Raw genomic sequence first — 12,799 nt, forward strand, 5'->3', positions numbered from 1 at the left:
CACGCTACCGCACCGAGCTTCCTTGCCGCTCGTTCAGCAGCGAGAGCTTTGCATACCGGTAATACGTCCCCTCGGCGTTCGCGACCGCGAGCATGAATCCCCTGCGGCCGTCCAAAAAACCGCGCCGCAGCAGATACGTGCGCAAAAACGCCCAAAGCCCCTTGCCGATCGCCTTGCGGAGCGACGAACGTTTGCCGTTCTCGGCCATCGTCAGCGCTCCGGACGTCGAGTACGAGTTCGCCTTGTCGAGCGCTTCCTGCAAGTCGCCGATGGCGATATGGATGATCGGACCGTCGAACGTGCCCGTCGTGCCGTCGATGACGAGGTGGGTATGCGTGCGCACGTCGGTAAAGCGCGCGCTGCCGCGGCGAAATAGCCGAACGATGCGGTCGGGCCACCATCCCGAGTGGTTCATGAACTGACCGCAGAAACTCGAACGGCGCGGCGTGGAAAATGCCGCATGCGGGCTGCCCTCGTCGAGCAGGCGTTCGATTTCGCGCCGCAGTGCCTCGCCGACGCGTTCGTCGGCATCGAGGCACAGCACCCAGTCGCCCGTCGCTTCGGCCAACGCACGGTTTTTCTGCGGTCCGTCGCCAGGCCAATCGGTTTCGAATACGCGCGCGCCGAGTTCGCGGCACAGCGCCGGCGTGCCATCCGTGCTGCCCGAATCGAAGACGATCGTTTCCATCGCAAGGCCGCGCACGGATTCGAGGCAATCGCGGATGTCGTGCGCTTCGTTCATGGCGACGACGATCACCGACAAGGTGGCGCGCGCCGCGCGCGACTCGCCTTTATCGCTCGATTCCGGATGTGGGTTGGACATGAGGACTTAAACCTTTGTAACGGGTGTGGCCGGATTGCCCCTCCTGCCGGACGTTCGCGCGAATCGATATGAATCCGCGCGAATCGGCATGTGCGGGGACTGAGCCAGGCCAACGCAACCCGCTATTGTAGTCGAATGTCATGTCGGGCCCGATTTCGGCGCGGGCGTCGGGCGCGGCTGCCGGCTTATAATGCGTCGGTTTGGCCCGTTGGGCGAACGAGCGACTCAGCGCGCATCTCCCGCGTACGTATCAAACGTATCGCACGTATCGCAGTCATGGCTGCTAGATAAGGAACGTCTTGGAACACCAGGCAACATTGAGAAAACCGATCGGCGGCGAGCAGAAGTCGTCGACGCCGGCCGTCATGCGGCGTTTGTGGCCCTATTTGAAACCGGTCGTCTGGGTCCTGGTGCTCGCCGTCGCGGCGATGGGCCTCTCCGCCGCCACGGACGCCGGTATCCCAGCGTTGCTCAAGCCGTTGCTCGACCACGGCTTCGGCCAGGGCGCCAGCGACCACGCCAGGTGGTACGTCCCGGTTGCGGTCATCGGGCTCGCGATCGTGCGCGGGGTGTCGCAATACGCGTCGCAATATCTGCTTTCATACGTGTCGAACCGGATCTTGCTGCAACTGCGGCTCGATATGTTCCATCGCATGATCCATACGAGCGCGACGTTTTTTCAGCGCGAGACGGCGAGCACGGTCATCAATGCGATCGTATTCGAGGTCAATCAAATCCTGGCCGTTCTGACGAGCGTGATGGTGACGCTGGTGCGCGATTCGCTGTCGGTGTTTTTTCTGCTCGGTTATCTGTTTATTTTGAATTGGCGCCTGACGTTGATCGTCGCCCTCATCCTGCCGGGCATCGGCTGGCTCGTGAGCAAGATCAATCGGCGGTTGCGCCGTCTCGGCCGCGAGCAGCAAACCCTCACGAACGAGCTGTCGTATATCGTCGAGGAGACGGTGGCGGGCTACAAAGTCGTGAAGATCCACAACGGCGAAGCGTACGAGATGAACCGCTTCACCGCGATGAGTCAGCGTTTGCGCGGGTACGCGATGCGCATGACGGTGGCAGGCGGGCTCGCCCAACCGCTGACGCAGATTCTTGCCTCCGTTGCGCTCGCGATCGTCATCACGATCGCGGTCGTCCAGTCGGCTCACAACCAGACGACGGTCGGCGGCTTCGTGGCGTTCGTCACGTCGATGCTGCTCGTCATCTCGCCGCTCAAGCACCTGATCGACGTCAATCAACCGCTGCAACGCGGCGTGACGGCCGCCGAATTCATTCTCGGCTTGATCGACGAACCGATGGAACCAGCCGGCGGCACGCGCCCGCTTGCGGCGGCACGCGGCGAAATCGAGTTCGAGAACGTCACGTTCGCTTATGGCGAAATCGGTCGGCCGACGCTCGATCGCGTTTCGTTCGTGGCCAAGCCCGGCGAAATGATCGCGTTGGCGGGACCGTCGGGCAGCGGCAAGACGACGCTCGTCAACTTGCTGCCGCGCTTTTTCGCGCCGGCGAGCGGGCGGATTCTCGTCGACGGCGTGCCGATCGACGAATACGACATCCACGCGCTGCGCAGTCAAATCGCGATGGTGAGCCAAGACGTCGTCCTGTTCAACGATACGGTGGCCGCCAATGTCGCCTATGGCGGCACGCCCGATCGCGCACGCGTGCAGGCGGCGCTCTCGGCGGCGAATCTGTGGGATACCGTGCAGGCGATGCCCGAAGGGATGGACACGCATATCGGCGGCAACGGCATGCGTTTGTCGGGCGGTCAGCGCCAGCGTTTGGCGATCGCGCGCGCGCTCTACAAGGACGCGCCGATCCTGATCCTCGACGAAGCCACCTCGGCGCTCGATTCCGAGTCGGAACGGCACGTCCAAGCGGCGCTCGAAACGTTGATGAAAGGCCGCACGACGCTCGTGATCGCGCACCGGCTCTCGACGATCGAGCGAGCCGATCGCATCCTCGTGATGGAAGGCGGACGTATCGTCGAACAAGGCAGTCACGAGGCGCTGCTGCAACAGAGCGGCCTCTACGCGCATCTGCATCGAATCCAATACCAACAGCAGGCTGCTTGAACGTACACGGCGAGCCGCGCGGGGCTTGCTCGCCAGCATCGACGGGGATCTCATGTACGAAAAACTGTCGCAAGATTCGCAGGATCTCGAAGCGTTGCTCACGCGCGCGCTGCGCCATGCGACCGAGGCGCTCGGCGGCATCGAGCGGCGCGTGGTCGCCTCGGCGCCCGGCGCGATGGTGTTGCAACCGCTGCCCGAGCACGGCGCTGGTTTCGCGGGCGCGCTGGACGAATTTACCGCGCGCTGGGCGCCGGGTTTTTCGGGTAGCGCGGGGCCCCGTTATCTGGGCTTCGTCACGGGCGGCGCGACGCCGGCCTCGATCGGCGGCGATTGGCTGACGAGCGTCTACGATCAGAATCCGACGGCGGGCATCGACAGCTCGGCACCCGATCTAGAGCGCGAGACGGTGCAGCGGCTCGCGCAGTTATTCGGTTTGTCGCCCGCGCATCGCGGTACGTTCGTTAGCGGCGCGACGATGTCGAACTTCGTCGGGCTCGCGATCGGCCGCGAGTGGCTGGGCGAGCAGCGCGGCGTGAGCGTGGCCGAGGAGGGCGTCGCGGCGCTCGGCCCGGTCCACGTGCTATCGGCGACCCCGCATTCGAGCATTTACAAGGCCTTGTCAATGCTGGGAATCGGGCGCGCGTCCGTACAGAAAATCGCGACGCTCGAAGGCCGCGAGGCGATCGATCTCGCCGCGCTGGAGGCCGCGCTCGAACGGCTCCAGGGCAGCAACGTGATCGTCGTCGCCAACGCGGGCACGGTCAATACCGTCGATTTCGACGATCTAGCGGCGATCGCCGCTTTGAAGGCGCGCTACTCGTTTTGGCTCCATGTGGACGGCGCGTTCGGCGCCTTTGCCGCGCTCGTCGATGAGCACGCTCACCTGGTGACCGGGATGGATGCGGCCGATTCGGTGTGCGTCGATCTGCACAAGTGGCTCAACGTCCCGTACGACGCCGCGGTCCAGTTCTCGCGCCGGCGGGATTTGCAGGTGCGCGTGTTCCAAAACGCGGCCGCCTATCTGGGTGTGCCCGGCGACAATCCCGACTTCGTCCATTTGACGCCGGAAAACTCGCGGCGGCTGCGCGCGATGTCGGCTTGGTTTTCGTTGGCGGCCTATGGCCGGGCGGGGCATGCCGAGATCGTCGAGCGCAATGTTCGGACTGCTCGGTCGCTGGGCGAGCGCCTGGGTGCCGATTCCCGTTTCAAACTGCTTGCGCCGACGCGCCTGAATGTCGTCTGCTTCACGCTGGCCGACGCGCCGACCGAGGCGCGCGTGCAAGCCTACGTGCTCGCGGTGCGCGACCGCGGCGACGCGTTCATCACACCCACGGTCTATGGTGGAACCTGGGCGCTGCGCGCGGCGTTCTCCAATTGGCGCACGGACGAAAGCGATGTCGAACGCGTGTACGCGTCGCTGGCCGCCGCCCTCGATCAGTAAGGTGCCCCAAAGCCGCCGCACCGGCGGCTCAAACGCCGCCCGTGACGAGCGGCAAGACGGTCAGATCGGGATGCGTGCCGTCGACGATCGTCCGGCCGACGTGCATGCCTTCGTCGAGCGCGTCGGCCGCGCGGGCAAAGCCGACGTCGCCGTCGGCATGGAACGGCACGGCGTGGCCGGGCAGCTTCGGATCGGCGCCCGGGTGGCAGACATAGCCGATATACGTATACGCTTGGCCAGCCGGTGGCGGCGCGCCGCCCTCGGGTTCACGCGTGAGCGGAGCCACGTGGATTTCGAAGCCCTCGTATTGGGTCATTTGCCATAACGCGTCTTCTTCTTCCGACATGTGTGCTCTCCTGGCGTTCGGGATGCAAGCGGCCGTCCGCTCGGCTCAGTGCCGATGTCTGAGCCTGTCCCACAGCCGGTTGTTGTGCATGCGATGCAGCCAGCGGGCCCGTTGGTGCTCGCGGTGATAGTGCGTCGCAACGATGACGACGACGGCAATCAGCAGAATGATGCCGACGACGACGTCCGTGATCGATTCGGCCATGATGGTCTCCTTGCAAGCCAGCCGCTAAGAAAATTCTAGGAGATTTCATGGCGGGCGCGCGGTTTGCGGCATCCGAGGCTTAGCGGCAAGCCGTCCTAGCGATGTGGCCCGAATTTTGAGCCGGGGCGCGTTGTTCGCGTATTACAGCGCGCATTACACCTTTTACTCGGTGACACAAGTCATCGGCGAACGCAGCGATGATCGCGGGCGTCTAATAGGACAACAGGAGGCGCATCATGAAAAGGCCGTTCGTTGTCCTAATGGTTTCCCTTGCAGCCGTGGCGGCAACCGGCTCGTTGACGGGCTGCGTCGTCGCTCCGGCCGCGCCGGCGTATGGGTATGGTTACGATTACTACCAGCCCGGCTACGCCTACTATCCGTATCCGGCCTACGCCGAACCTTCAGTCGGCATCGGCATCGGCTTTGGGGGCGGATGGGGTGGATGGGGCGACCATGATCATGATTGGCATGGACACGGGCACGGCGGGTGGCATGGCCACCGGTAAGCGAAGGGCGGCGAGCCGCCCTTTTTCACATCAATACGATGTCGTACTGCTCTTGGCTCAGGTTGGACTCCACCTGCAGCGAGACCGGTTTGCCGATGAAATCGATGAGCATGGCCAGATGTTGCGATTCCTCGTCGAGAAACAGGTCGATGACTTGCTGCGACGCCACGACGCGGAATTCGCGCGGATTGAACTGACGCGATTCGCGCAGGATCTCTCGCAGCACGTCGTAGCAGACCGTGCGCGGGGTCTTCACCTGACCTTTGCCCTGGCATACGGGGCAGGGTTCGCACAGCACGTGAGCCAGCGATTCGCGCGTGCGTTTGCGCGTCATCTCGACGAGCCCCAACTGCGAAAACCCGTTGACCGTCGAGCGCGTGCGATCGCGCGCGAGCGCCTTCTTCAATTCACCGAGCACGGCGTCGCGGTGCTCCGCGTTCTCCATGTCGATGAAGTCGATGATGATGATGCCGCCCAAGTTGCGCAGCCGCAGTTGCCGGGCAATGGTATGCGCGGCTTCGAGATTCGTTTTGAAGATCGTATCGTCGAAGTTGCGCGCGCCGACATAACCGCCCGTGTTGACGTCGATCGTCGTCATCGCTTCGGTTTGATCGATCATCAAGTAGCCGCCCGATTTCAGATCGACGCGCCGCGAGAGCGCGCGTTGAATCTCGGCCTCGATGTTGTACAGATCGAATAGCGGCCGCTCGCCGGTGTAGTGATGCAGCTTCGCGCTGACGGCCGGCGTGAACTCGGCGGCGAATTCGGCCAGCATTTGATACGTTTCCCGCGAATCGACCTGGATGCGTGTCGTCTCGTCCGTGACGAAATCGCGCAATACCCGCTGCGCTAAATTCAGATCCTGATAAAGCAGGCTCGTAGGCGGCAGGCGCTGCGCTTGCGCGACCACCGTCGCCCAGGTTTTGCGCAGATAGGCGACGTCGCTGGCCAACTCCTCGCTCGTCGCATCTTCAGCCATCGTGCGCACGATGTAGCCGCCTTTCTCCTCGGCCGGCAGCACCGCGGTCAAACGCGCGCGAATGGCTTCGCGTTCGGCTTCGCTTTCGATCTTCTGCGAAATGCCGATATGCGGCTCCTGCGGCAAATAAACGAGCATGCGGCCCGCGATGCTGATCTGCGTGGATAGTCGCGCGCCCTTGGTGCCGATCGGATCTTTGATGACCTGGACCGTCAGCGTCTGGCCTTCGAAGACGATCTTCTCGATCGGCTGTTGCGGGCTCGCATGTTCGCCCGCCAACCGCGGGTGCCAGATATCGGCCACGTGCAGGAAAGCGGCCCGCTCGAGCCCGATGTCGATGAACGCCGATTGCATGCCGGGCAGCACGCGCACGACCTTGCCGAGATAAACGTTGCCCACGCGACCGCGCGAAAGCGTGCGTTCGACGTGCAACTCCTGGACGGCGCCTTGCTGGATCAGTGCGACTCGCGTTTCCTGCGGCGTGACATTGATTAGGATTTCTTCGTTCATGTCGGCGGCTTTAAAAGTCGACGCGCGCCTGACGCAGCAGCGCAGCCGTCTCAAATAGGGGCAGACCCATGATACCCGAATAGGATCCCTCGATTCGCTCGATAAACTCGGCGGCACGGCCCTGGATCCCGTATGCCCCCGCTTTGCCGAGCGGCTCGCCGGTCTTGGCGTAGCGCGTGAGCCGCGGCAGCGGCGCGTTGGCGAACGACACCGTCGAGCGCGAGAGCGCGGCGGGCAGCACGGTCCCGTCGGCATCGACGACCGTCAGCGCCGTGAGGACCTCGTGTTCCCGCCCCGCTAGTCGGGCAAGCATCTGCACGGCATGTTCTACGTCGTTCGGTTTGCCGAGGATCGCCCCATCGATCGTCACGGTCGTATCGGCGACCAGAATCGGCGCGCGGCCATGACCGCTCGCTTCGAGCCGCGCGCGAGCCGCTTCGGCTTTGGCGACACACACGCGGACGACGTAGTCGGCGGCATGCTCGCCCGCGCGTTCCGCTTCCAGGGCCTCGGCGTCCTCGTCGGGACGTGGCAGCAGTAACTCGAAGCGAACGCCGAGCTGTGCCAGAAGTTCCTGACGGCGCGGACTCTGTGACGCCAAATAAACGAAAGGGTATGAAGACGGGCGGGTGTTCGGCTGCGGCATGTGTCGTTCTCGTTGGGCGTAGGCGCCCGGTCTTCACGAGAACGGACGCCGCATCAGACGCGGTGATAGGGGTGATTCTGCGTGATGCTCCACGCGCGGTAAAGCTGTTCCGCGAGCAACACGCGAACCATGCCGTGCGGCAGCGTGAGGCTCGAGACGCGTAGCAGCAACTCGGCGCGCGCCTTGATCTGGGGATCGAGCCCGTCCGCGCCGCCGATGACGAAGGCGACGTCGCGGCCTTCGCGTTGCCAAGCGGGGAGGGCTGCGGCCAGTTGCATCGTCGTCCAATCGCGGCCGCGTTCGTCGAGCGCGACCACGAGCGCGCCCTTGGGCAGCGCGGCTTCGATGCGCTGGCCTTCCGCCGCCATCACGCTTTGCGCGGACCGGCCGCCGGTGCGGGCGTCCGGCTTGATCTCGCGCAGCTCGATTCGCAACTCGGGCGGCATCCGCTTCGCGTACTCGTCGAAGCCGGCCGAGATCCAATCGGGCATCTTATGGCCGACGGCCAAAATGTGGAGTTTCATCGCGTCGGGCGAGGGGATGCGCACGGACTCGAGCGCGGGCGCATCGCGTCGTCGTTATTTGGCGCTGGTCTTGCGCGCGGGGCTTTTGCGAGCCGGGCTCTTGCGCGCCGGCTTCGCGGCGGGCGCGGCGCTGTCGTCGTCTTCATCCTCGTCTTCCGGCTCGCTCGCACGAGCCCCGGAGAACGGGCTCGTATTCGCGAGCTTCACGCGCACGGGTTTTTCGCCCCAGATTTCCTCGAGGTTGTAGTACTGGCGCAGCGCCGGCTGGAGGATGTGGACGATTGCGTCGCCGCAATCGACGAGCACCCATTCGCCGATGTCCTCGCCTTCCGTACTAACGATTTCGCCGCCGGCTTCCTTCACTTTTTCTCGAACGCTGGAGGCCAGCGCCTTCGTCTGCCGGTTCGAATTGCCGCTCGCCACGACGACGCGGTCGAACAGTTCCGTCAGATGGCTCGTGTTGAAGACTCGGATGTCTTGCGCCTTGACGTCTTCGAGACCGTCTACGATCGCGCGCTGCAGTTTGCGAATGTCCATGATTACGGGTGATACAGATGATGTTGAAGAATATAGTCCCAGACGGCCTCGGGGATCGGCTCGGTGCTCGGCGGGGTGTCCGCCGTGCTTAATGTGCCTGCGGTGCCGGAAGGCGCCGGCATTTCATGCGCGAGTCGTGCTTTCACGTGAGCGCGGATGTCGGTGGCCGAGACATCCAGCGCGAGTGCGTCGTCGACGAGCAAGTGCCCCGCGCTCGTGCCGCGTAGTGTCGCCGCATCGGCGCGGCGTGGACCGAGTTCGTCGGCCAGCGCCGGCGACAGGCTCGACAAATCGAACCCGGGCCGGGTCGCCGCGCACACGTGCGCGAACTCGAACAGGCGCCGCCACTCGCGCCAGGTATCGAGCCGCAATAGCTGATCGGCGCCGATCAACAGCGAGAGCGAGGCGTCCCCTCCCTCGCGCGCGCGCCAGCGCGCCACGGTATCGACCGTGTAAGTCGGGCCCGCATGCTCGATTTCGTCGGTTGCGACGGTCACGGCCACGCCGGGCAACACGAGCGAGGCGGCCGCCGCCCGCGTCATCGCCAAGCGGTGGTGCGCCGCGGAGACGCCCGATTTCTGATACGGCTGCCCGGCCGGCAGCAGGACGAGTTCCGTGAGCTGCAGCAGATCGGCGAAGCGCCGCGCGAGCGCCAAATGTCCGTTATGGATCGGATCGAACGTGCCGCCGAGCAGGCCGACGCGGCGCGGCAGCATCGGCCGCACGTCGCGGGCGCGGCGAGACATGGCGGGGGCGGTCGAGATCAGATGTCGGTCCTCGTTGATCGGTCGCGAATTTAAGCCAGCCAGTCGCGGGGCTTCAGGAAATCGCTGTAAAGACTCGCTTCGGGCGAACCCGGTTCCGGCTGCCAATCGTAGCGCCAGTTTGCGATCGGGGGCATCGACATCAAAATCGATTCGGTGCGCCCGCCGCTTTGCAGCCCAAACAGTGTGCCACGGTCGTACACGAGGTTGAATTCGACGTAGCGGCCCCGCCGATAACCTTGGAAGTCGCGTTCGCGCTCGCCGTACGGTGTCGCGCGCCGTTTTTCCAGCAGCGGCAGGTAGGCCGTGACGAACGCGTCGCCCACGCTGCGCAGCATCGCGAACGAGCGCTCGAAACCGAGTTCGTCGAAATCGTCGAAGAAAATGCCGCCGACGCCGCGTGTTTCGTTGCGATGCTTCAAAAAGAAGTAGTCGTCGCACCAGCGCTTGAAGCGCGGGTAGAGCTCGGCGCCGAACGGCGTCAACGCGTCGCGGCAGACCCGATGAAAATGCGCGGCGTCTTCCTCGAAGCCGTAATAAGGCGTCAGATCCATCCCGCCGCCGAACCAAAATACCGGGGCCTCGCCATCCTTGGTGGCCGCCAGCATCCGCACGTTCATATGGGCTGTGGGGCAGTACGGGTTGCGTGGGTGCATGACGAGCGAAACGCCCATCGCCTCGAAGCCGCGCCCCGCCAAATGCGGGCGCAAAGCCGTCGCCGACGGCGGGAGTTGGTCGCCGGCGACATCGGAGAACCCCACGCCGCCGCGTTCGATCAGCGCGCCGTTTTCGAGAATGCGCGTAACGCCGCCACCCCGCAAGCGCTCCCCGGCAGGGCGTTGCCATGCGTCCACGCCGAACGGCGTGCCGTCGAGCGCGCCGAGCGCATCGGCGATGCGCGTTTGCAGCCCTTGCAGGTAGCTTCGCACTTGAGAGACGTCGTAGGTCGTGTCGGACATGGTTGGACGCAGGCGAAAGTAACGAAAACCGGGCCAGAACCTGGCCCGGGGAAAGATACGCGGCGCACCGTCTAGGGTGCGGTCAGTGCTTGCGGTTCAGCGCGCGATAGCCGATGTCGCGGCGGTATTGCATGCCGTCGAACGAGATTTGATTGATCGTCTCATAGGCGGCCGATTGCGCGCCGCGCACCGAGTCGGACAACCCGACCACGCACAGCACGCGCCCGCCCGAGGTGAGAAGCTTGCCGTCGACGAGCGAGGTGCCGGCATGGAACGTCACCGCGTTCTCGGTTTCGGCCGGGATGCCGTTGATGCGATCGCCCTTGCGCGGCGTATCGGGGTAATTGTGCGCGGCCAGCACGACGCCGAGCGCGGTGCGCCGATCCCACGTCAGTTCGACCGTATCGAGCGTGCCGGCGATCGCCGCCTCGAGCACCTTCGAGAAGTCGCCCTTCAACCGGGCCATGATGGGCTGCGTCTCGGGATCGCCCATGCGGCAGTTGAATTCGAGCGTCTTCGGATTGCCTTCGCCGTCGATCATGAGGCCCGCGTAGAGGAAGCCCGTATAGCGGATGCCTTCCTTTTCCATGCCGCGCACGGTGGGCAAAATAATTTCGCGCATCACGCGGGCGTGCAACTGCGGCGTGACGATGGGAGCCGGCGAGTAGGCGCCCATGCCACCCGTATTCGGGCCCTGATCTTCGTCGAGCAGACGCTTGTGGTCTTGGCTCGACGCAAGCGGCAGCACGTGCTTGCCGTCGACCATGACGATAAAGCTCGCTTCCTCGCCCGCGAGGAACTCCTCGACGACCACGCGCGCCCCGGCGTCGCCGAGCTTGTTGTCGGCCAGCATCATGTCGATCGCGGCATGCGCTTCATCGAGCGTTTGCGCGACGACCACGCCCTTACCCGCGGCCAGGCCGTCGGCCTTGATCACGATCGGCGCCCCTTTACGGTCGACGTAGGCATGAGCCAGCGCGGCGTCCGAGAACGTCTCGTATTCGGCCGTCGGAATCCCGTGGCGTTTCATGAACGCCTTGGCGAAATCCTTCGAGCTTTCGAGCTGAGCCGCTTCCTTCGTGGGCCCGAACACCTTCAGGCCGCGCTGGCGGAACACGTTGACGATGCCGGCGGCGAGCGGCGCTTCGGGGCCGACCACGGTCAGTGCGATTTGCTCCTTTTCGGCGAAATCGGCCAGCTCGTTGAGATCGGTGATATCGACGTTGCGCAAGCGCTCGTCGCTCGCCGTCCCGCCGTTGCCGGGCGCGACGTAGACGATCTGCACGCGCGGCGACTGCGCGAGCTTCCAGGCGAGCGCGTGTTCGCGACCGCCGGCTCCGACGACGAGTAGTTTCATATGATGGTTCCCCGAAGACATAAAAGAGGGGCGGCCGGCGCATGGAGCCCGGCCGCGATGTCGTTGCTCGGCGCGCCCGGCGCCCCCGGTTCACTCACGGCGGACGCGGCGCGCGATACATCCCTTACTCGTCCGCGATCGACGCGTTCGTGTAGACCTCTTGCACGTCGTCGAGATTTTCGAGCGCGTCGAGGAGCTTTTGCATCTTCACGGCATCTTCGCCGGCAAATTCCACTTCCGTCTGCGGCTTCATCGTCACTTCGGCGAGTTCGGCCTTGAAGCCGGCTGCTTCCAGTGCTTGCTTGACCTTGGAGAAGTCGTTCGGGCCGCACAGCACCTCGATGCTGCCGTCCTCGTTCGTGACGACGTCGTTCGCGCCGGCTTCGAGCGCGGCTTCCATCAGCGTATCCTCGGGCGTGCCCGGGGCGAACAGGAATTGACCGACGTGATCGAACAGGAACGACACCGAGCCGTCCGTGCCCATGTTGCCGCCGAACTTCGAAAACGCGTGACGCACTTCGGCGACGGTACGCGTGCGATTGTCGGTCATCGTATCGACGATGACGGCCGCGCCGCCGATACCGTAGCCTTCGTAGCGGATTTCCTCGTAGTTGGCCCCGTCCACGCCGCCCACGCCGCGCTGAATTGCGCGGTTGATGTTGTCCTTGGGCATGTTGGCGTCGTAGGCTTTTTCGACGGCCAGGCGCAGACGCGGATTCGAATCGATCTCGCCCCCGCCCATGCGGGCCGCGACTTGGATTTCCTTGATCAGACGCGTCCAGACCTTGCCGCGCTTGGCGTCGGCCGCGGCCTTCTTATGTTTGATGTTGGCCCATTTCGAGTGACCAGCCATACCTTTCTCCGTGGCGCGCGCCCGCTGAGCGCACGCATGATGCGTTTTGTCGATTGCGAATCGTTCGAACCGTGCGAATCCTGCCGTGGTTCGGTTCGGGGGCTGGGCGGCGTGCCGGCGCGTTTCTAGCGCATACGGCCGCGATGCGGGCAGTGCAGGCCGCCCCAAAGAACAGACCGTGATTTTAACATGCCCCGGGCCCCCAAGCGCCGTGGCGGCGCGGGACGCGCGCCGGCGCGCGCTCAGGCGCCGGCCGGCCTGCCGCC

At 64.6% G+C, this 12,799-nt stretch carries 14 protein-coding genes; 3 read left to right on the forward strand and 11 right to left on the reverse strand.

Annotated elements, in window-relative coordinates; genetic code table 11:
• Positions 1-4: 4 nt before the first annotated feature.
• Positions 5-823, reverse strand: coding sequence for a glycosyltransferase family 2 protein (locus DXT59_RS12770; RefSeq protein WP_116137261.1), 819 nt, complete (start codon positions 821-823; stop codon positions 5-7).
• 299 nt (positions 824-1,122) lie between these two features.
• On the opposite strand from DXT59_RS12770, the gene msbA reads away from it, so the two are divergent.
• Together msbA and DXT59_RS12780 are read left to right on the forward strand one after the other, a co-directional pair.
• The gene (gene msbA, locus DXT59_RS12775) at positions 1,123-2,907 is read left to right on the forward strand and encodes a lipid A export permease/ATP-binding protein MsbA (protein WP_116137262.1); all 1,785 of its coding nucleotides are present in this window, start codon (positions 1,123-1,125) and stop codon (positions 2,905-2,907) included.
• A gap of 52 nt (positions 2,908-2,959) precedes the next feature.
• The gene (locus DXT59_RS12780; protein ID WP_116137263.1) at positions 2,960-4,348 is read left to right on the forward strand and encodes a pyridoxal phosphate-dependent decarboxylase family protein; all 1,389 of its coding nucleotides are present in this window, start codon (positions 2,960-2,962) and stop codon (positions 4,346-4,348) included.
• Between the two features lie 28 nt (positions 4,349-4,376).
• Here DXT59_RS12780 and DXT59_RS12785 read toward each other — a convergent pair whose 3' ends face one another.
• Both DXT59_RS12785 and DXT59_RS30605 read right to left on the reverse strand, forming a co-directional pair.
• The gene (locus DXT59_RS12785; RefSeq protein WP_116137264.1) at positions 4,377-4,694 is read right to left on the reverse strand and encodes a hypothetical protein; all 318 of its coding nucleotides are present in this window, start codon (positions 4,692-4,694) and stop codon (positions 4,377-4,379) included.
• A gap of 45 nt (positions 4,695-4,739) precedes the next feature.
• Positions 4,740-4,898: a hypothetical protein gene (locus DXT59_RS30605; RefSeq protein WP_162878064.1), complete on the reverse strand. Its 159-nt coding sequence runs from the start codon at positions 4,896-4,898 to the stop codon at positions 4,740-4,742.
• Between the two features lie 236 nt (positions 4,899-5,134).
• Between DXT59_RS30605 and DXT59_RS12790 the strand changes: the two genes are divergently transcribed.
• On the forward strand, positions 5,135-5,404 hold the full coding sequence (locus DXT59_RS12790) for a hypothetical protein (protein ID WP_240324494.1): 270 nt from the start codon (positions 5,135-5,137) through the stop codon (positions 5,402-5,404).
• 25 nt (positions 5,405-5,429) lie between these two features.
• Here DXT59_RS12790 and rng read toward each other — a convergent pair whose 3' ends face one another.
• The 8 genes from rng to DXT59_RS12825 form a co-directional block, all read right to left on the reverse strand.
• Complete coding sequence (gene rng / locus DXT59_RS12795; RefSeq protein WP_116137266.1) at positions 5,430-6,893, reverse strand: ribonuclease G; 1,464 nt, start codon at positions 6,891-6,893, stop codon at positions 5,430-5,432.
• Positions 6,894-6,903: 10 nt separating this feature from the next.
• Positions 6,904-7,539: a Maf family protein gene (locus DXT59_RS12800; RefSeq protein ID WP_116137267.1), complete on the reverse strand. Its 636-nt coding sequence runs from the start codon at positions 7,537-7,539 to the stop codon at positions 6,904-6,906.
• A 53-nt stretch (positions 7,540-7,592) separates the two neighbouring features.
• The gene (gene rlmH / locus DXT59_RS12805; protein ID WP_116137272.1) at positions 7,593-8,063 is read right to left on the reverse strand and encodes a 23S rRNA (pseudouridine(1915)-N(3))-methyltransferase RlmH; all 471 of its coding nucleotides are present in this window, start codon (positions 8,061-8,063) and stop codon (positions 7,593-7,595) included.
• 54 nt (positions 8,064-8,117) lie between these two features.
• Positions 8,118-8,600: a ribosome silencing factor gene (gene rsfS / locus DXT59_RS12810; RefSeq protein WP_116137268.1), complete on the reverse strand. Its 483-nt coding sequence runs from the start codon at positions 8,598-8,600 to the stop codon at positions 8,118-8,120.
• A gap of 2 nt (positions 8,601-8,602) precedes the next feature.
• On the reverse strand, positions 8,603-9,346 hold the full coding sequence (locus DXT59_RS31160; RefSeq protein ID WP_162878065.1) for a nicotinate-nucleotide adenylyltransferase: 744 nt from the start codon (positions 9,344-9,346) through the stop codon (positions 8,603-8,605).
• A 50-nt stretch (positions 9,347-9,396) separates the two neighbouring features.
• On the reverse strand, positions 9,397-10,323 hold the full coding sequence (hemF, locus tag DXT59_RS31165) for an oxygen-dependent coproporphyrinogen oxidase (RefSeq protein ID WP_162878066.1): 927 nt from the start codon (positions 10,321-10,323) through the stop codon (positions 9,397-9,399).
• Between the two features lie 82 nt (positions 10,324-10,405).
• Entirely contained in the window at positions 10,406-11,680 is a 1,275-nt protein-coding gene (gene purD / locus DXT59_RS12820; protein ID WP_116137274.1) for a phosphoribosylamine--glycine ligase, read from the reverse strand.
• Between the two features lie 124 nt (positions 11,681-11,804).
• Positions 11,805-12,533, reverse strand: a complete 729-nt coding sequence (locus tag DXT59_RS12825; protein WP_116137275.1) for a YebC/PmpR family DNA-binding transcriptional regulator — start codon at positions 12,531-12,533, stop codon at positions 11,805-11,807.
• Positions 12,534-12,799 lie beyond the last annotated feature (266 nt).

Source organism: Trinickia diaoshuihuensis (assembly GCF_003390925.1).
GTDB lineage: Bacteria > Pseudomonadota > Gammaproteobacteria > Burkholderiales > Burkholderiaceae > Trinickia > Trinickia diaoshuihuensis.